A 19,165-nucleotide genomic window follows, 5' to 3' on the forward strand; every position below is an offset into this window, starting at 1 on the left:
GACAGTGAATGTACGGAATAAAATAACTTATTTTGTGCCGCTAAAGTTTTTACTAATAAGGTATCAGCTTTACAAAAGAAATGAAAAAATACAATCAGACGAAAACATGGGTGTTGATATTCTTTGTTTTCTGCTCATTAGCGGCTAATGGACAGAAGAATATATTGTCTATTGACACTTTGCATAATATCCGGCTTCGGGAAGTGGTAGTTACTGCTACTCAATCTGATGCCCCGGGTACCTGTTCGATGATTGGCCAGGATGCCATCCGGCATATACAGGCTACGGATTTATCAGACCTGTCCCAATTACTCCCCGGTGTACTTACCCGTAACCCGGATTTGAACACTCCTGCCGTCTTTACTATCCGTAGTGCTACATATGAAAATACAACAAATGCCTTGGGCACGGCCATATTAGTAGATGGAATGCAAATGAGCAATAACATGAATATGCAGCAGATGGGACTTGAAGGCCAAGGTAGTCTTTTCAATAGTTCTGTTCTTTCAGGATTCGATGTTCGTTCGATTTCTCCTGCCTCTATCGAGTCGATAGAGGTGATACGTGGTGTGCCTTCTGCCCGTTATGGTGATGCAACCAGTGGTGTCGTACTAGTAAACTCAAAAGTAGGGTTGCAACCTTATACCGTAGGACTACGTTTTACAGCTACTGAGAAACTGGCATCCATAAGTAAAGGGATTGCGGTGGGAACCCACGGTAATATTCTTCATCTAGGGGCAGATTATGCCTATTCGTCACAAGACCCCCGCCTACCGGAACAAGCTTTTCAGCGGGTAGGTGTTCAAATTGCTCATACAAAAGATTTTGCATCTGCCTCATTGCGTATTAATTTACGGGGATACTGGATGCAAGACAAAGGTGGCAAAGGGCGGAATACGATTGATGGCGAATATCAGAAAGCATTCAGTCGAGGATTATCATTTTCAGCAAACGGACAGTGGAATTTGAACAGTTCATGGATAACCAATTTGGAGTATCATGCCGGATTAACCTTTGATTATCAGAAAAATGAATCGAGTACTTATTATTCAGGTACTCAGCAGATCACGACTTATACTCGTTTGCCCGGTGAACAGGGCGCCTTCTTTTTGGCCCCGAGCTATTTCAGCGATCTTTTGGTAGAAGGAAAACCGATATATGCCAATGCATCACTTACCGCTAATCTTCGAAATAAACTATATAATAACGTATATAATCATTTTATGTTAGGTGTGGAAGTGAATACAGAAGGTAACCGTGGAAAAGGTATTCAGTTTGCTCCCCTTCGTCCCCCGTTGGAAATGATCCAGATACGTACCCGCTCTTTTCGCAGCATTCCTTTCGTGTATAACTATACCGCCTTTGCGGAAGATAAAATAACTTTTCGTACAGGAAGAATGAGAACCGAATTACAGGCCGGTGTACGTATTACTCAATTACAAACGGAAGCCTTACAGTACGCGCCGACAGTCGATCCACGTATTAACCTGAGGCAGATTCTGGTAGAAAGTAAAGAAGATACTAAACTAAAACATTTAAGTATACGTGCTGGATGGGGATTGATGCATAAGATGCCCGTACTGGCTTATCTGTATCCGGACAAATCTTATATCGACCAAAATAGCTTTACCTATAACGATATGGAGAATAACGAGCGGTTGGCAGTAGTACATACTTTCGTGACTGACCGTACGTTTAACCCTGAACTACACTTACCTGTGAATCGAAAGTTTGAATTGGGGCTTAACCTGCGGATTGGTCAGATGACAGCCGATGTTGTATGGTTTAGAGAACATCTTCGAAATGGATTTTGCACAACAGAGCAGGCCGAACCTTTTTCATATCGTCGTTATGACCCGTTAACTGGCAAAGGAGAGCACCCTGAACTGACTTCCAATGGAGTGATAAACAATGGTCAACTTCTCCCCTATACTACCCATACTACATTTGCTACTTATACATCACCGGAAAATGGTATTGATCAATTGAAACAAGGTATCGAATATACACTCGATATGGGACGTTGGAATCTTTTGCACACGTCGTTTTTTATCAGTGGAAGTTATCTGAATCTACACGAAAAGAATACAGCACTATCTGCTGTTCATCCACAGGTTGAGTTAAACGGTAAACCATATCCGTATGTCGGTATTTATGAAGCAGACCATTTTGCCACTAACCTTCGGATATGGCAGCAGTTCAGTACCCGTTTTCAATTTATCACACAGTTACCCCGTATAGGGTTGGTTACTACCTTGACGTTACAGGCCGTATGGATGGATAAACAACGTCGGGGTATGGAAAGTAATTATAATAATTCCGTCTATTTGATCGACGATAACGGAAACCGTGTGGATGGAGATCCAATGACAGATACGAAACACCGGAAACGTCTTAATCCTGTATATTATATGGATAGTGAAGGTGTACGTCATCCCTTCACACCTGAAATGGCAAATGACAAACGTTTTGCAGACCTGGTACTGGAAGCTGGTACACCGACTGTATTTCTGGCAGATTCATTCGGTCCCTATTTTCTGTTGAACCTTCGGGTCACGAAAAAGATAGGTCGTTATATATCTGTCGCTTTTTGTGCCAACAATTTTACACAATCGAATCCTAAAAAATATACCAATAGCACGCAACAATATACGATTAAAAATCCCGGTTTATACTACGGGGCTGAAATGACAATCCAGTTTTAATAAAAGATTAATATCTAAAAACAGACATCGAATGAAAAAAAATTCTTATTTATTCTTTATCTTAATTTTATTTCTGGCTTCCTGTTCGGAAGATGGAGAACGCTTTTATACGGCTCATATTCAGTTACTACCTCCCGAAGGCTTTTCAACATTACCTTATGAAGAAATGGAAGTAACATTGACTAATAAAGATCAGGGAACAGTATATTCTTTGCCTTCTTCATCGACTGGGCAGGTCGCATTTAACGTGGAACCAGGTTATTATACAGTTTCTGTACACTATCAGGCCACTTCCGGACTGATTTTCAGCGGGAGAATAGAATCTTTGTCTTTACTTTCCGACCAAGAAGAATCGGGTATAATAGAATTACCTTTGTCACAGGTAAAGACAAGTGCCCTTGTTATTAAGGAAATTTATTTTGGAGGTTGTAAAGAATTAAATAATGAAGGTTACCAGGCAGACCAGTATGTCAGTTTATACAACAATTCAAACCAAACAATCTATCTGGACGGCCTGTGTGTCGGTGTTGTTGATCCAGGGTATAATTTGGAATCTCCCTGGATGAAATATACGGATATGAAACGAATTCCGGTAAATGACCTGACCTGGCAGTTCCCGGGTAGTGGAAAAGAATATCCTTTAGCACCGGGAGAAGAAACGATTATTGCGACGAACGCAGTAGATCATACAGGTACGGAGTTTCAGCAAGCTAACTCAGTGGATCTATCCGGTGTCGATTGGGGATTCTGGGATGTAAGTCTTGAACGACAAAATATTACAGCCGGTGTTAAACCGATGACGTTACTTGCAAATCTCAATCCGTTGTTGGAGATGTATGCTTTTCCGGTCTTAGGCCCGACATTTATGGTATTCAGTTTGCAAAATTCCCCGGAAGAATATGTAGAGAATCCGGATAATCGTGAACCACGCCCGGCAGCAGCCAATCAGAACAAACGTTATCTGATGGTTCCAAAGGAATGGGTTATAGATTGTGTAGAATGTGTGAAGGAAGGAAATTCTCCGAAACGAGTACCTAATGAACTAGATAATGGAAAATGTTATATTTCCGGGGAATTATATTCAGGGCAATCGGTTATCCGAAAGAAAACAGGTATGATAGACGGACGTTCTATTTATCAGGATACGAATAATTCGACTGAAGATATGGAAGTGACTTCAGCTACACAGAAAACAAAATAATAACATGAGAAGCCGGGAAGTACTGTTCGGACTATTATTAGGATTACCTATAGCCGCTTCTGCTCAAATCGATACGTTTCATATACCTTCTGTCAAAGAAGTATACAGGCAAAACTGTTGGTCGGTAGGAACTAATCCGGTGGGATTGTCATTTAATCGTTTCCGCTCTTTTTCTGTCGCGGAGGCAGGTTATAGTCATCGCCACGGTAATTTTGGAAATACCAGCATCCCGGCATCTTCGGATGTCTATTCTCTATATAGTGAATCGTTTCAGACAGTGAATAAGGTATCGCTTTATGGTAAGATAAGCTATACACAATATCAGAATCGGCAACAGAACTGGCATGGAATGACCGGCGATTATTGGCAAGCTGTAAACTTGTGTGACTCCATCAGTGGAAAGCAACACTCGGAACAATACCAATTGGCTGCGGGCTTCTCACTTCCGGTGAATTCTCGTTGGTTATTGGGAGTACAAACCGGTTATCAGGTTCAATTAACCGCAAAAGATATTGACCCTCGTAATAAGAATCAATGGATGGAATGGCAGATCACTCCGGGGGTAGGTTATCTGTTCGGGAATTTACGACTAGGAGCCTCTTTACTTTATATCCGCCGAAAAGAGACGGTGGATTACCGGAATATGAGTAGCCATACCACAAATCCGGTCTTTGCTGCTTATCCACTGGGATTCTTTAAAACTTTATCATGGGATGAAAATATAAACTGGTATTATACCGGACAAGAGGTTGGTGGGGCTTTACAGTTAGACTTTAATCGTGGCCTATTTCAACTCTTCCAGGAAATTAGTGGGAGTGTGATTGGACAAACAGTAGAGAGTAATCGCATACAAAACCGGAAAGAAGGTGAAACGGATAACTGGCAGGTTACCTATAAAGGCAAACTGCAAAAGGTCTCCCCTACTTTCCGGCATGAATGGGAATGGCTGGCCACCTTTAGCCATGCTAGCAATTATGATCCGTTACAACATCAGACCGAATCCAATACTTGGCAGTCGGATGGAAAATTACTTCGGTCAACTTATCGTTCAAGCCGATATGCATTAACTTATGGATATTACCAGTTGCGTGATGCTTGGCATCCTCGTTTTTCTATTCTTTCTGGTGTCTCCTATCGGCAGGCAGAAAGTTCTCTGCAATTTTATCCGGTTGAATATACACAACCGACTCATAGATTTACGATACATACCACATTTGTAAAGAATTTTTTATTACCAAACGCATTGCTTGACTTATCGCTAGGAGGACGTTATGGTAAAGGTGGAGGATCGATTATGAATGAAAAGCAACTGCAACCGGGAGAAAGTGCCCCAGAGATTCCGTTATGGCAAAGTAACAGTCGGTTACAGCAAGTATTCGATTACGAAACGATGTCACGCTGGGGATTGCAAACTTCGGTTATTTATACCCGGTCTGCTCCTTTTGAATGGTTTATTAAGATAGCCTTTGACTTTGAAAAGGCACCGGATAGGACAATTAATACGCATTCAAGAAAAATAGAGGCCCATATTGGTTTGCAGTTTTAACATAGAATACGTAGTTTTGGTGAACAATTTTTTAAACAACAATATAATATGGAAAACAAAGAAAGGAAAACAATTGTACAAACTGATGGTAAAATGCCTAAAACTTTATGGACAATTGATTACAAAAAGTGTACGGTTTGTGGTGAGTGTGTGGACGCTTGTTTGCTTGGAATACTTAAAGTTAAAGATAAGAGAATTGTGATAACTAGCCAAACCGAATGTAGTTGGTGTGGTGATTGTGCAGATATATGTGCATCCCGTGCTATTGTATTGACTTAATTTGAGACATGAAAGCATTCTATCTGTTTCTTTTTGTTTTTATCTATATTGGCTGTACAAGTCGAAATCAAGAAAGAGTTGATCTGTTAAGTAAAGAATTAATGGTTACACCTATTTTATCTTTATCATTTGATTCTTTATGGAATAATATACAGAATTTTCCACCACAGTGTCAAGTTGAAATTGTACTTCAAATATCAGGCCGAGATGAAAAAGATATAGGTGGAATGCAAAAACAAGAAAAACTGTTATTAGAGATCATACCTTTCTCTTCAAAGAAAGAAAAAAAGAATATATTACTACGTTTACTTCAACTTTATGAAAAACTGAATGAGCAAAGGGTTCTGAATACTGATGTAAAAGGAATCCAGGTAAGTGAAGAATTGAAGACTAATTTTTCACTTTCACGAGAAGATGAATGGGAAGTGAAAAAAATAAAAGCAATATTATTAAGCAGAAGTGGATTACATGAACAATATTTACCGATTTGGTTTGAACTATTAGCAGAACATCGCGCGGCTAACAAAACAGAACTTGTAATAAGAGATCTTTTTACAATAGCTAATCAATTCTCTATATTAGGAGACAAAGAAAGAGGCATCTCTTGGTATAAGGATGCTTATCAATTAGCTATAAAGAACCATTTTTCTGATTTAGCCAGCCAATGTTTGGCTAAGTTAATTTATCTTTTCTATGAATCGAAACAGTATACAGAAGTTGTGAACTATTCCAATAGAATGGGAATAGATTCAGTTGCTTTATTCATGCCTTCTGTTTATTCTATATTAGCATTATCTTACACGGAACTTCAAAAGCCCGATAGTGCTCGTCTTCTTTTAACAAAAATGGGACAGACATTAAAAACAGGAAATGGAATGTTTATCAATTGTCGTATTGCAGATACATATATTGCCGAAAACAAAGAGGATTCAGCCATTATTTTTTTGAATAAAGTGATGGAGGAATTTCATAAACAAGCCAGGCGCCTCCAAGAAAAGAATATTGAGGTATTTCTTCCTCCCTATTTTTTATCTACTTATTCATCATTAGGATCTTTATATCTGCGAAATGGTAAATTTCAACAGGCTGGCGAATCATTCACACTAGTTGAACCTCTGATGAAAAGCGTTGTACAAAATCCCCCTCAATTAGAAAAACAAATAGACGCTCTCACCCGTTATAGTTCATTCTGCCGGGAAACAAAACAATACGAAAAGGCTGTGAACTTACTTGTATTACGGGATTCGATCCAACAGATTACCAATAACATCAATAAAGAGCGTAACGATAAAAATATTATGGATCGCCTGCAAATTAATGATTTGATGCATAGGATCAAGATGCAGGAAGTTGAGTTGATGGACTCCCATCGTTTGTTGGTGGCTTTTGGAACTTGTTTAATCCTTTTTATATCTCTTATAGGAGCCGTTTTCTATATTTACCGCCAGAGAAAAAAGCAACAGGCAGCTATTATGGAACAGAAAAAAGAAGCAGAACGACGACAGGTATCAGCAATACCAGAATTAAAAGCGCTCAGTCCCCAGGAGAAACTCTTTCAAGCAGCCCAGAAGAAAGTGAAATCAGGGAAACTATATCTTGATAAAGAAATTTCGCTTGATTCTTTAGCAAAGATATTGGAAACCAATCGCTCGTATCTGTCATCATCTATCAATACCTGTTCCGGTAAGAATTTCAATCAATGGATCAATGATTTTCGTATCGACTATTTACTGGAACGAATTCATTCAGGACAAAAATTATCTACACTGGCAGAGAAAGCAGGATTTGTTTCTACCGACTCTTTTTATCGTAACTTTAAACGGAAAACCAATCTTACTCCAAGTGAATATCTGAAACAGAATCCCCCACCTTCTAAGTAAGACGTAACCCAGAAGTGACGTTATGCCTTCCTTGCTGATTTGGAAAAAGAAAAAGCGTTGAAATATTACTACTTCAACGCTTTGTTCTTATTCTGTGACCGCGACAGGATTCAAACCTGTAACCGGCTGATCCGTAGTCAGCTACTCTATTCAGTTGAGCTACGCGGCCAATCTTTATGTTTCCGTTTAAACTGTGATTTTCAGATGGTGACCGCGACAGGATTCAAACCTGTAACCGGCTGATCCGTAGTCAGCTACTCTATTCAGTTGAGCTACGCGGCCAATCTTTGTTTCTGTTTAAACTGTAATCTCGAATGGTGACCGCGACAGGATTCAAACCTGTAACCGGCTGATCCGTAGTCAGCTACTCTATTCAGTTGAGCTACGCGGCCATTGTTTCGTGATTGCGAGTGCAAAGGTAGTGTTTTCTTTTAAACCTGCAAGACTTTGCTACATCTTTTTTTCAAATTAATCTAACATTTTTGGATTGAAGATCAAGTAACCGATATTCAGTCCGAAGTTGAAATTCTTCGCCGGATAGCTATATCCATTGGCATACAGACTAATAGAGGCAAAAGGTAATTGCAGAACCAGAGCAGCCTCTCCCATATACTTAAATGAATGAAGAAATTTCCCATAATAAGGAACTGCCATATAAGAGTTATTCGTAGTACGAATTTCTTCCTTCTTTATCTCATATAATGGAGCAAAACCATACAGGTCGAGACGGAAATGAAGCAATTTACTGAATTTATAAATCGGTGAAATCCCTGCTGCAAAATATTGATTCGCCCGAAAAGCTTCATTAAAGACAATCTGGCTATGCGGCGTGGGAGTAAAAGCAGGAGCTTGAAGAACAGATGCCGTATAGTTATTCATCAAGTTCTTGCTGGATATAACCAATTCTCCCCGGAATCCCAGGTTAAAACGGTTACTCAATGTTTCATAATGCTGCCACTCCCCTTTCAGCTGTAACCAACTGTGTACTTTTCTATTGACAGGTTGGTTCTCCGGGGTCAACGTAGAAGGTGTATAATTTTCTGTACCCGTAACGTACTGGGCAATCAGAAACTGCTTTCGTCCTGCTATCGGATATTGCTTGGCATCCAACGAATTTCTTTCAATACTGAGTGAACCGCTGAAAAGGTCATACCGGCTATGATCGAATGTCGAGTTTGGAAACATCATACTCGTACTCTGAAAATAATAATCATTCAGGCGTCCATAAGCAAAGCCTATTTCTGATTTAGCCCTGTTAAGGAACGGGAATCCGAGCTTAAGCTTCATATATAGTTCTTTCTGTTTGATGAAAGCCGGCAACACATCTTCATAAAACAGCGATTGGCTTTCCGAGTATCTTTTGTCGGAGTACACTCCCTGCCAGTTCAGATAAGTAGGTATCTTGGTTTGTAAATAAATGCGTCCGCTGAGCATGATACCGCTAAAAGAATTACCGACCTGAAAGTTCGCATTCACATCGGCTGCATAACGGCCTAAATATTGGTAACCTAAACCTAGAAATAACTGGTTTGCCTGATGCGACGAGACATTTCCTCCGAAACCAACGGTAATTTCTTCTTTCATTTTAACATCCAGATAAAGATCAAACTTCTTTTCTCTTCGGTTGTAAACGGCATGAGGCATGATCTCTTTGATCTTTGAAGAGGTTAGCATTTTGAAGTAAGCCCGTTTGAACTCCTCCATCGAGAACTCATGGTTCATATCACGGTGTAACTGTGCTTCGATATATTTACGTTGCGATTCCGAAACGCCTGTCACATATATATTCTGAAAAATCAGTGGAGGCAAACTTTCTTTATAGGCAACTCTTCGCATATTAACTTCCGTGAGTGGAACCCTGCGGGGAACTCTTTGTTTAATAGAATCCATCATACTCATTGTCCGTTTATAGCCTATATCCATCAACTCTTTTGCTTTCTGAAAGTCTAGTAATGAAACAGTCGGGAAACTGAACTTTACCATCATACCATCTTCTTCCGGAACATCATACTCCGTTTTTTGCATGATCATCGTTTCTATTTGACTATATGCGTTGCTGGAAGGCTTATTATTACCTCCGGCTACCGTCGATCCGAAAATAAAATCCGGATGAAAAGCCTCTTTCATTGGGCCTACCGGAAAATTATCGTAAATACCGCCATCAAAAAGGGGAATGCTATCTTTCCAGATTGGTTGAAAAAAGAAGGGGAAAGTCATAGAGGCACGTACTGCATCTCCCAAGTCTCCATTCTTGAATATGATTGCTTTCTTACTGTAAATATCGGAGGCTACACAACGAAATGGCACAAACAGGTTGTCAAAATTCCATCCGGCTTTAGCTGTTGCCTGCGAGAAGAGTGCCATAAATGCCTGGTTCATCTGAATCGGGTTGATAAGGCTTTGTGGCAGAAAATTTGCTTTTATCTGTAACGAATCTGTCATATCAATAGAGAAATGGCCGAACTCAGGCGTTGGATCCGGTCTTTTAAAATAATATTTATATTCATTCTCGACTGTTCCGGTTTGCCAATAACCGAATTCTTCCGATAACATCAGTTCCAGCATCTCTTCGGGAGAATACCCCATAGCATACAAACTGCCAATAATGGAACCAATGGATGTACCGGCTATATAATCGATAGGTATACCATTCTCTTCAAGTGCTTTGATGACTCCTATATGTGCAGCACCTTTTGCTCCTCCTCCACTTAAAACCAATCCAACTTTCTGTGCATTAACCGGTTGTAAGAATATCAACAAAATGGTTATCAGAACAGCTACTTTCTTCATACTTACTTCTTCTCTGTTTACATCTTCAAAAGTAAAGTTATTTTCTCAGATAACAAGGAGACTTGATCGCTTATTCTGTTAAGAAATAGAGGTGGAATAGAAAATTATTATGAAATTCAACAGTATTCGGAAATTAATTGAAATATAAATGATACATTTGCGAAGATTTGTAAAGGGTAAAGTAATAATACAGATATGGGAATACTCATCGCGATAAACTTTATAATCTTGATGCTAACCTCGGATATGGCCATATGTATCCCGGTGTTTCTGGTTTTATCCATTATAATTATCTTACTGATATATAAAAATCAAAAACTCATTCATGAAAATAAGACCTATAAAGCCGAAACGCATTCTTTCAGTCTGGATATTTTAGATAATCTTCCTTTCCCTGTTTTTGTAAAGAATATAGACGACAATTATAAATATGCCTACTGGAATAAAGAGGCTGAAGTACAATCGGGTATCAGACGGGAAGAGGTGTTGGGACAATCGGATATGGAGCTCTATGGTCCCGAGCGAGGTATGAAATATCGCCGGATAGATGAAGAATTGGTAAGTAAAGGACAGAATTACCGGGCAGAAGAGGACTATGTAACTACTGATGGCGTATTACATAATACGATAGTTAATAAATCGATCATCTCTCACGAAGGGAACCGCTGGCTTTTGATTGTTCGCTGGGAGATTACACAAATGAAGGAATATGAGAAAAAACTCCTTCAGGCAAAAGAAGAACTGGAAAATGCGGCTAAAACCCAGAATATGGTACTTAACAGTATCAACTTCGGCCTGATCTATACAGATAAAGAATATAAAGTACAGTGGGAGTCTACTGCTAATCTGAAAGAACTGGCCAAAGGTCGCAGATACACCCCAGGAAAAGTATGTTATGAAACTGTTATGGGGAGAAAAGAGCCATGCCCCCGTTGCGCCTTGAGTGAGGCCATGACTAAGAAAGAACCGGTACGCCATGAATTTTCAGAAGGAGATACGACGGTTGAAATCAGCGCTATTCCGATATTTGACGATACAGAAACCAATGTTCTGGGAGGATTGATGAAAATCGAAGATATTTCTGATAAAAAGAGAATTGAACACTTGATGTATGAGGTAAAAAAAGCAGACGAAGCCAATCGCCTGAAATCCGCTTTTCTGGCCAATATGAGCCATGAGATCCGTACTCCGTTAAATGCAATAGTCGGTTTTTCTAGCTTATTGACAGAAACAGACGATCCTTCGGAAAAAGAAGAATTCATCCATATCATATCGATGAACAATGATCTTTTGCTTCAACTGATTAATGATATTATCGATATGGCAAAGATAGAATCAGGCTCACTGGACTTCACATACGATCAAGTGGATATAAATGAATTGATGGAAGATATCTGTCATCAGATAAAGCTGAAAAACACATCGGATGCCATCCTTATATCTTTCGACCAAAAGTTACCCCAATGTGTGATCAATACAGACCGGAGCCGTCTGACGCAGGTAATAATCAATTTCCTTACCAATGCTTTAAAATTCACAGAGAAAGGTTCTATTCTATTCGGATATACGATGGATGAATCCGCCGCCGAGATCCGCTTTTATGTAAAAGATACCGGAATGGGCATACCGGAAGATAAGAAAGACCAGATCTTCGATCGTTTCGTAAAATTGAATACCTTCGCACAAGGTACAGGCCTCGGACTTCCTATTTGTGCAATGATTGCAGAAAAATTCGGAGGAAGTATAGGCGTAGAATCCTGTGTAGGAGAAGGTTCCTTGTTCTGGTTGAAAATTCCTGTGCAGAAACCTTAAGTATTCCAAAGGCTATAAACAAAAAAAGCTGTTTATGTGTTTTCTTTTTCATACTTTTGCAACCTAAAACACAAAACAGTCGATGTTTAAACATGTAATAGTTTTCGCAGGAGTGATCCTGTCTGTTTCTGCTTTGCCCGGAAAGGCACAGAATATAACGCCATCCGATACTGTCCCTAAAGAGGTTGTTATTATTGATGGAGAGCAACTAAACGATAAACAGTTGAAGCGCTATTATAAACAGTTGCGCAAAGATTCCATTCGTGCACAGAAAAAAATATGGTGGTCCGTCCTGGGCGGTCCTTCTTATACCCCTGAAGCTTCTTTAGGCGTTGGCGGTGCTGTATTAGCCAGCTTCAGGCTCAATAAGAACGATACGATTTCCCAACGATCTTTCTTGCCTGCCGGTATAAACCTTTCATTAAATGGAACAATCGTGGTTGCCGGTGCCGGTACTTTCTTTTTCAATCAGAATAAATTCCGTATTTATGCCAGCTATGGATACAGGAATGAGCCTGCCCATTATTATGGGAAAGGATACGAAACGATCGAACATGTGGATAGAAGTGACTCGACTACCCGTTATCACAGAAGTTATTTCCAACTCTATCCCCGTTTTGTCTGGGAAGTACGACCGCATTTTTACCTGGGAGGTTTGTTTGATATCAACTATACGAAAGCTTCCGATATAAATCCGGTAATGGAAAAAGATCCTTATTTCAATGAGTTTAAATTGAAATATCTGAATGTGGGTATCGGAGGTTTGATCCAGTACGATACGAGAAACGATGTGGCAACCCCGACGAAGGGTGTATTGCTCAGTGCGAATATCAAAGCTTTCGGGAAGTATCTTGGAGGAGCATATAATTACGAGATACTGGAACTCGAATACCGTCACTTTGTGAATGTATTCCGTCCCCGAAGTACCTTGGGGTGGATTGCTAAAAGCCAGATTGGTATGGGAGATGTCCCTTACTCCGAATTACCTTCATTCGGTTCGCCTTTCGACCTGCGTGGATACTACTGGGGTAAATACAGAGATAAATCGATGGCCTATGGTATCCTCGAATATCGGCATATGTTCGGTTCTCCGGCAAAATACAGTAGTGGTAACTTTTGGGCAAAATGTGGTTTTGTAGCCTGGATGGGGACTGGAACAATCGGTAATACCCCTTTTGACTGGAATAAATGGAAACTGAATTTCGGTGCCGGATTACGTGTTCAGATGCAGCCGGGTAAAAACTTCAGACTGGATATCGGAAAAGAACCCGGCCTGGATGGAGTTCAGGTTTATATGAATATGACGGAAGCATTTTGATAAGAGAAAGAGTCTTTGCCACAAGCATGGCAAAACTCTGCCACAAGCATGGCAAAACTCTGCCACAAGCATGGCAAAACTCTGCCACAAGCATGGCAAAACTCTGCCACAAGCATGGCAAAACCTTTATATTAAAATGATAATTTCATCGAGAAGCGAACACCTTTCGTCTGTATACCCGGATTATCACGATAAGTCAAACGCCATACATAATCAAGACGAAGGAACTTAAAGATATTTTCAATACCAACTCCGGCTTCCATATATGGTGTATTACCTAGAGTATACGAACCTTCCGGGAACAGATACAGATCTTTGCCACCGTAATAAGGGTTGTTTTTATCTGTCAGGTTACCCCACATTCCACGGAATGACAGCACTTCTCTCCATTTCAACTTTTTGATTAAAGGGAGGCGGTTTAAGATAAGCCCGTTCATAAAATAGGTTACATCCCATGAAGCGTATTCATCACTGATAAACTCCATTGCATTCATATTGGTATATGATTCCGGCTGAATGGTATAAGACAAGTTGGCATTCGGCAAAATCAGCAATGGATAAGGAACTTTGTCCCATACCTTACCAGCTTTACCGATAATGTCTACATATCCGAAAGCGGAAAACCAAAAACGTTTCTGAATGCCTATGTCTGTACGATTGTATGTATAATCAGCTCCCAACACACCTTTTCTGGCAGTGATATGATTCAATGTAAGTATCGGGGCATCGAAAGTGATCGGATATCGATAGTTACGTGTCTGATAGAACTTCTCGTTCGGGGCAAAGCGGAATTTAAACTCCATCTCTGTCATCGAATAGGACTTGATTGGAGAGATATGACCATCGGCCTCGATTCTGTCAAAAACAGCATAATCTGTTGCGATCTCTTTTTTATTACGAAGGGTCACACCGTAAGCGATACCATTATAATGTTCCCGGTAATAAGCAAGTTCGGCATTTCTCAGATAAGTAGCACGGGTATCTCTCTGTCGTTTCCAGGCAAGGAAAATATTATCCTTGTTAGTATACATATATTGTTGTCCCAACTGATTGATATCATAAGTATACTGTAACCGGATCGAGTTAACCGGGAACTCCTTACGGTATTCCTTTTTATCATTAAAGGAATATTCGATTAATCCGTCATATTTCAGTTTTCTATCCGTAGTTCCGTATGCAGCATATCCTTCAAGGAAAAGACGTTTGCTGAATGCGGTAGTGGTAGTTCCTCCTACACGGAAACGAGCTCCTTCAATGGCGTTACCACTGATGAAAGTATTGGCAGGGCCGAATTCAAACTTATTCTTTACAGGATCAGTGCTGGTTCCAATGTATCCTGATGTCAGGATGGTTATGATCTTTTCAGTTACATAGAAGATAGGAACCGAACGTAACTTCGCCATCAACTTTTCAACAGTGTTTTGTTTACGCGCTCCTGCTTCTTCCGGGCGATTCAGATCCCAGAAATCATCCGGTTGCTTGTAAGCATCCTGCAAAGTGATTATCGGTGCACTTTCTTTGAAAATATCCTGATTTTCAGGAGGCAGGAATGAATGATCGCTATATATGTTCAATCTGCGGGCATACATACCTTTTGATTTCTCCGTCAGTTTGAAGTCTACATTTATGTCGTCTTTGGTAATAATGCGTGTGCCGTCTTCTGTCCGTTGGAATGTCTGTTCGATGGTCATTCCACTGACAAAGTTCAGGTTGATATTCTTTGGAACATTCAGGATTGCCTTCTGAACGAAGAAGGTGGAGTCGAGTGTAACGAAGAGGTGGCCGGTAAAACCGAATCCTTCCGAAACAAACGGTACAAAACCGAGGTCGACACACTGCTTTCCGTTTACCTGAACAGTATCCAGCAAATAATATTTGTAGAAGTTCGGCCCCATCGTAGAAAGCGGACTCACGAAACGTTGAAGGAAAAGAGGTATATCGTTTTTGAAGATATCCACTTCACGAAATACTTCGCCGAGGAATTGTTGCATACCATCACGGGAGAAGATCTCGTCCACCCCTGCAGCCTTTGCTCCCAGTACAACCCGCTTTTCTGATTTAGGATCTTTACGATAAAAGACACCTTCTACTTTCTCCTTTTCCGATACAGGAAGGATTGTTCTGCCGACATCCAATGTGTCGATGTAATCTACCAAAAAGTCGAACTTACCACCTTTCCCGTTTTCCTTTTTAGGCTTCGGGTGGTAATCGTTCATGGCAAACACCATCTTTTCATACTGGCTGTAGCTGAAGTAATCATGATTACGCGGATTATTACTTTCCCGTGAATCGATAACATTTTTCACGAAAGTAACGGCAGGATTTTCTTTCTTGCTGTATTTCTCCTTTTTTGGTTTAACGATAACTTCGTTAAGAGCGATACTGGAAGGAGCCAGAGCCACCTTGAAGTAATTCTTCTTCCCGACAGCTACTTTATACTCTTTTTCTTCGTATCCCAGATAGGATATCGATAATGTTCGGGCATTAGACGATGTCGTTAATGTAAACTTACCATCATCATCAGTAGTTGCCCCTATCGTCGTACCTTTAAGTATAACTGAAACATACGGTAACGATTCTCCAGTTATTGAGTCCGTTACAACGCCATTTATTATAGTGTTCTGACCCTTTGAAGCTAATGCTATCATTACAAATGTCAGAATAAAAACAATCTTCTTCCCCATCACCTTTTAATTAACTCTCTCGTTAAGACTCCGCAAAATTATAACAGATTCTTCTTTCTTAATGTTCCAAATTGAACCGAATATATTCCAATTGACAACAAATCTCATTAAAAAGACTCTACCTTATAGAATAATTAGGATTCTCTTATACAATTAATAACAAAATTCCTCCTCTCTATTACCGATAGTTTAGGTATTTCTATTAATGTATAGCCTGCTTTTTTGTAAACCTCTTTCATTACGTAGTAAGTATCTATTGCCTCATTAAACAATTGTTTTCGTTCTTTATCCGTACAGTATATTTCTTCCCAGGGAGGCAGTATAAACACCAGATTGTTATATCTGTACTGATCTACTGCTTGTTCTATTTTCTCAGTATCCGCCAACCCGATCAGCCGGGCATAAGCCAATGTATCACAGCTTTAAATCCCGATCTTTTAAGTTCCTCTATTAGTGATGTTTTACCTGTGCCTGGCCCACCAGTAATAACATATAAACCTGTTTGCTTCTGCATGATTTGTTTATTTAATTATTATGGCAAAAGGAAACTACAATCCGGAAGAAAAGCAATATTAAACCCGAATTGCAGTGGCAAATATAAGAGATTATTTCGTTACTGCTATAAAATCTCTCTTAAATTTAACAATTCACTTTTGTTTTCTCCTGTCAATCTTGTTACCTTTGTCCACGAAAAGGGGGTGCCATACTGTAAACGGGCTGAGATTATACCCTGTGAACCTGATGCGGGTAATGCCGCCGTAGGAAAGACAGATAAAGGCTTTTCCCTCCTTTTGCGTGTAAAAATGAAAACAGATACAACGTATCGCTATCCGACAGCACTTACAATCGCCGGTTCAGACAGCGGCGGCGGAGCCGGTATACAAGCAGATATTAAAACATTTTCTGCATTAGGAGTCTATGGCGCTTCTGTGATAACATCCGTTACTGCCCAGAATACACAGGGAGTCAGAGGTATTCAGGCTATTTCTCCCGAGATATTGAAAGGACAGTTGGATGCAGTCTTTGAAGATATTACAATTGACGCAGTCAAGATTGGCATGTTGCATAATAAAGCCGCTGCAGAGATTGTTGTAGATACGATAGATAAATTTTCTCCTTCCTATATAATTTTAGATCCGGTGATGATCTCCACCAGCGGTAATAAGTTATTGCACGATGATGCTATTCATATTATTGTACGCGAACTATTCAAACGAACGACACTGGTGACACCCAATATCGATGAAGCTGAATTTCTTTCGGGTATAAAAATCTCCTCTGAGAAAGAAATGGAGCAGGCTGCCAATAAACTACTTGCGCTGGGATGTCGTGCCGTCCTGATGAAAGGCGGTCATTTAAAAGGAGATAACATGACTGATATATTGTATGTTACCAATTCAACTCCTCTCCGACTTTCGGCAGAAACAATAGCAACAACAAATGGGCACGGAACCGGTTGTACATTGTCTTCCGCCATTGCGGCTTATTTAGCATTAGGTAAGAATCTACGGGAAGCAGTGAAATTAGCCAAAGAGTATATAACAAAAGCCATTTTTGCCGGAAAAGATGTAACAACCGGTCATGGACACGGGCCTTTGAATCATTTCTTTGCTCCGATACCTTTGGCAAAAATAAAAACGAATGGGTTATGAAACTGATCGTTATTACAACACCTCATTTCTTTGAAGGTGAAAGCCGGATATTATCCCTTCTGTTTCAGGAAGGGATGGAAAGATTACATCTACGTAAACCCCAAAGTAATATAGATGAATTACGACGGCTGCTGGAAACTATACCACCGGAATACTATCCACGTATTGTATTACACGATCATTTCGAACTGGTTCTGGAATATAAACCGGTTGGTATCCATTTGAACAGCCGGAATTATTCGGTTCCGGAAGGATTTAAAGGAAGCATCAGTCGCTCTTGTCACTCGCTGGAAGAAATCCATGAGAACCAGAAACTGGCTTATGTATTTCTCAGTCCTATTTTTCAAAGCATATCCAAGGAGGGTTATGGTAGTGGGTTCCCAATGGAAGTACTACAAAAAGCGGCCTCTGATGGTATTATCAATGAAAAAGTGATAGCCCTCGGAGGGATGGACCAAACGACTATCCCTTTGATAAAGCCACTTAACTTTGGCGGAGTAGCTGTTTTGGGGGCCTTATGGGGAAATGAACCTTCCGGAAACCAAATTGAACCAATTATAGAACGATATAAACAATTAGCTTTATGGCAATAGAATATAAAATAAACGGACCTGCAAACAGAGGCCGTTTCATTCCTCATACGAATGGGGAACGTCTGATGTTTATCACTCACCGGACATCCAAGTATACAGAAGCCGAGGAAGTTAAAATGGTTCTGGACGGAGGTTGTTCATGGGTTCAACTCCGGATGAAAGAGAATATGAATATTTTCACAGCCAGGGAGATCGGTCAGTTAATCAATATGCATACTACCCCATGTGTATATTGTATCAATGATAACATAAAAATAGCTTTACGGTGTGGTGCAACAGCCGTCCACCTGGGAAAAGAAGATATTCCGGTGTCTGAGGCCTGGAAGAAAACCGACGAGTTCCTTACTCCGGATGAAACCTTTTACATCGGTGCCACGGCTAATACTTTTGAGGATATAAAACGTGCCGTTGAACAAGGAGCCTCTTACATCGGATTAGGCCCGTTTCGTCATACGGAGACAAAAAAGAAATTAAGTCCGGTCCTGGGATTGGAAGGATATCAAAAAATAATACAACAATGCAAGGATGCCGGTTATAATATACCGATATTTGCAATCGGAGGTATTTGCCTGGAAGATGTCGGGGCATTAATGCAAACCGGCATAACAGGTATAGCTGTCTCCGGGGCAATTATCAATGCGGATGATCCTGTAGAAGAAACACGCCGCTTTATTAATGAAATAAATAAATACTAAAATATACATC

The 19,165-nt window shown here is 40.1% G+C and carries 14 protein-coding genes and 3 tRNA genes; 10 read left to right on the forward strand and 7 right to left on the reverse strand.

The annotated features are described in order from the left end of the window. The first annotated feature begins 80 nt into the window (after window positions 1-80). From M1P97_RS13325 to M1P97_RS26380, 5 genes are read left to right on the forward strand one after another with little or no spacing between them, the layout of a single operon-like run. Window positions 81-2,705 (forward strand): TonB-dependent receptor plug domain-containing protein, encoded by a 2,625-nt coding sequence (locus tag M1P97_RS13325; RefSeq protein ID WP_249389343.1) that lies wholly within the window; start codon window positions 81-83, stop codon window positions 2,703-2,705. 31 nt (window positions 2,706-2,736) lie between these two features. Continuing rightward, window positions 2,737-3,906, forward strand: a complete 1,170-nt coding sequence (locus tag M1P97_RS13330) for a DUF4876 domain-containing protein (protein ID WP_249389344.1) — start codon at window positions 2,737-2,739, stop codon at window positions 3,904-3,906. A 4-nt stretch (window positions 3,907-3,910) separates the two neighbouring features. Next, window positions 3,911-5,452, forward strand: coding sequence for a DUF6850 family outer membrane beta-barrel protein (locus tag M1P97_RS13335; RefSeq protein WP_249389345.1), 1,542 nt, complete (start codon window positions 3,911-3,913; stop codon window positions 5,450-5,452). A gap of 48 nt (window positions 5,453-5,500) precedes the next feature. Beyond that, a complete protein-coding gene (locus M1P97_RS13340) occupies window positions 5,501-5,731 on the forward strand; it encodes a 4Fe-4S dicluster domain-containing protein (protein WP_195372867.1) in 231 nt (76 codons plus the stop codon). Between the two features lie 8 nt (window positions 5,732-5,739). Continuing rightward, the gene (locus M1P97_RS26380; protein ID WP_394803913.1) at window positions 5,740-7,611 is read left to right on the forward strand and encodes a helix-turn-helix domain-containing protein; all 1,872 of its coding nucleotides are present in this window, start codon (window positions 5,740-5,742) and stop codon (window positions 7,609-7,611) included. A 95-nt stretch (window positions 7,612-7,706) separates the two neighbouring features. Here the strand turns inward: M1P97_RS26380 and M1P97_RS13350 are convergent. The 4 genes from M1P97_RS13350 to M1P97_RS13365 all read right to left on the reverse strand — a co-directional run bounded on the left by M1P97_RS13350 (window position 7,707) and on the right by M1P97_RS13365 (window position 10,401). After that, window positions 7,707-7,780: transfer RNA gene (locus M1P97_RS13350), tRNA-Arg, on the reverse strand. A gap of 36 nt (window positions 7,781-7,816) precedes the next feature. After that, window positions 7,817-7,893: transfer RNA gene (locus M1P97_RS13355), tRNA-Arg, on the reverse strand. A 33-nt stretch (window positions 7,894-7,926) separates the two neighbouring features. Then, window positions 7,927-8,003 (reverse strand) — tRNA-Arg (locus M1P97_RS13360). 76 nt (window positions 8,004-8,079) lie between these two features. Beyond that, entirely contained in the window at window positions 8,080-10,401 is a 2,322-nt protein-coding gene (locus M1P97_RS13365; RefSeq protein ID WP_195372866.1) for a patatin-like phospholipase family protein, read from the reverse strand. Window positions 10,402-10,596: 195 nt separating this feature from the next. On the opposite strand from M1P97_RS13365, the gene M1P97_RS13370 reads away from it, so the two are divergent. Beyond that, window positions 10,597-12,213, forward strand: a complete 1,617-nt coding sequence (locus M1P97_RS13370) for a PAS domain-containing sensor histidine kinase (RefSeq protein WP_249389346.1) — start codon at window positions 10,597-10,599, stop codon at window positions 12,211-12,213. An 82-nt stretch (window positions 12,214-12,295) separates the two neighbouring features. Continuing rightward, window positions 12,296-13,531, forward strand: coding sequence for a BamA/TamA family outer membrane protein (locus M1P97_RS13375; protein WP_195372864.1), 1,236 nt, complete (start codon window positions 12,296-12,298; stop codon window positions 13,529-13,531). A gap of 131 nt (window positions 13,532-13,662) precedes the next feature. Here M1P97_RS13375 and M1P97_RS13380 read toward each other — a convergent pair whose 3' ends face one another. The 3 genes from M1P97_RS13380 to M1P97_RS13390 all read right to left on the reverse strand — a co-directional run bounded on the left by M1P97_RS13380 (window position 13,663) and on the right by M1P97_RS13390 (window position 16,729). After that, window positions 13,663-16,215, reverse strand: coding sequence for a DUF5686 and carboxypeptidase-like regulatory domain-containing protein (locus M1P97_RS13380; protein WP_249389347.1), 2,553 nt, complete (start codon window positions 16,213-16,215; stop codon window positions 13,663-13,665). A gap of 134 nt (window positions 16,216-16,349) precedes the next feature. Then, window positions 16,350-16,625: an AAA family ATPase gene (locus M1P97_RS13385; protein WP_262923237.1), complete on the reverse strand. Its 276-nt coding sequence runs from the start codon at window positions 16,623-16,625 to the stop codon at window positions 16,350-16,352. Beyond that, window positions 16,607-16,729 carry an AAA family ATPase gene (locus tag M1P97_RS13390; protein WP_229058496.1) on the reverse strand — a complete coding sequence of 41 codons (123 nt, stop codon included), beginning with the start codon at window positions 16,727-16,729 and terminating at the stop codon, window positions 16,607-16,609. Before M1P97_RS13390 ends, M1P97_RS13385 begins: the two co-directional genes overlap by 19 nt. Before the next feature lie 289 nt (window positions 16,730-17,018). Between M1P97_RS13390 and thiD the strand changes: the two genes are divergently transcribed. The 3 genes from thiD to M1P97_RS13405 are packed head-to-tail and all read left to right on the forward strand — an operon-like array spanning window position 17,019 to window position 19,155. Continuing rightward, the gene (gene thiD / locus M1P97_RS13395) at window positions 17,019-17,867 is read left to right on the forward strand and encodes a bifunctional hydroxymethylpyrimidine kinase/phosphomethylpyrimidine kinase (protein WP_249389348.1); all 849 of its coding nucleotides are present in this window, start codon (window positions 17,019-17,021) and stop codon (window positions 17,865-17,867) included. Beyond that, window positions 17,864-18,460 carry a thiamine phosphate synthase gene (locus M1P97_RS13400; RefSeq protein WP_249389349.1) on the forward strand — a complete coding sequence of 199 codons (597 nt, stop codon included), beginning with the start codon at window positions 17,864-17,866 and terminating at the stop codon, window positions 18,458-18,460. The genes thiD and M1P97_RS13400 overlap by 4 nt, the downstream gene beginning before the upstream one ends. Continuing rightward, window positions 18,451-19,155, forward strand: coding sequence for a thiamine phosphate synthase (locus M1P97_RS13405; protein ID WP_195372860.1), 705 nt, complete (start codon window positions 18,451-18,453; stop codon window positions 19,153-19,155). The genes M1P97_RS13400 and M1P97_RS13405 overlap by 10 nt, the downstream gene beginning before the upstream one ends. Window positions 19,156-19,165: the final 10 nt, after the last annotated feature.

The organism is Parabacteroides leei (assembly GCF_023369805.1).
Lineage (GTDB): Bacteria > Bacteroidota > Bacteroidia > Bacteroidales > Tannerellaceae > Parabacteroides > Parabacteroides leei.

What these genes read in the sequence shown, in the direction of transcription:
- M1P97_RS13325 (WP_249389343.1), top strand. Translation starts at nt 81, where the DNA reads ATGAAAAAATACAATCAGACGAAAACATGGGTGTTGATATTCTTTGTT.
- M1P97_RS13330 (WP_249389344.1), top strand. Translation starts at nt 2,737, where the DNA reads ATGAAAAAAAATTCTTATTTATTCTTTATCTTAATTTTATTTCTGGCT.
- M1P97_RS13335 (WP_249389345.1), top strand. Translation starts at nt 3,911, where the DNA reads ATGAGAAGCCGGGAAGTACTGTTCGGACTATTATTAGGATTACCTATA.
- M1P97_RS13340 (WP_195372867.1), top strand. Translation starts at nt 5,501, where the DNA reads ATGGAAAACAAAGAAAGGAAAACAATTGTACAAACTGATGGTAAAATG.
- M1P97_RS26380 (WP_394803913.1), top strand. Translation starts at nt 5,740, where the DNA reads ATGAAAGCATTCTATCTGTTTCTTTTTGTTTTTATCTATATTGGCTGT.
- M1P97_RS13365 (WP_195372866.1), bottom strand. Translation starts at nt 10,401, where the DNA reads ATGAAGAAAGTAGCTGTTCTGATAACCATTTTGTTGATATTCTTACAA.
- M1P97_RS13370 (WP_249389346.1), top strand. Translation starts at nt 10,597, where the DNA reads ATGGGAATACTCATCGCGATAAACTTTATAATCTTGATGCTAACCTCG.
- M1P97_RS13375 (WP_195372864.1), top strand. Translation starts at nt 12,296, where the DNA reads ATGTTTAAACATGTAATAGTTTTCGCAGGAGTGATCCTGTCTGTTTCT.
- M1P97_RS13380 (WP_249389347.1), bottom strand. Translation starts at nt 16,215, where the DNA reads ATGGGGAAGAAGATTGTTTTTATTCTGACATTTGTAATGATAGCATTA.
- M1P97_RS13390 (WP_229058496.1), bottom strand. Translation starts at nt 16,729, where the DNA reads ATGCAGAAGCAAACAGGTTTATATGTTATTACTGGTGGGCCAGGCACA.
- thiD (WP_249389348.1), top strand. Translation starts at nt 17,019, where the DNA reads ATGAAAACAGATACAACGTATCGCTATCCGACAGCACTTACAATCGCC.
- M1P97_RS13400 (WP_249389349.1), top strand. Translation starts at nt 17,864, where the DNA reads ATGAAACTGATCGTTATTACAACACCTCATTTCTTTGAAGGTGAAAGC.
- M1P97_RS13405 (WP_195372860.1), top strand. Translation starts at nt 18,451, where the DNA reads ATGGCAATAGAATATAAAATAAACGGACCTGCAAACAGAGGCCGTTTC.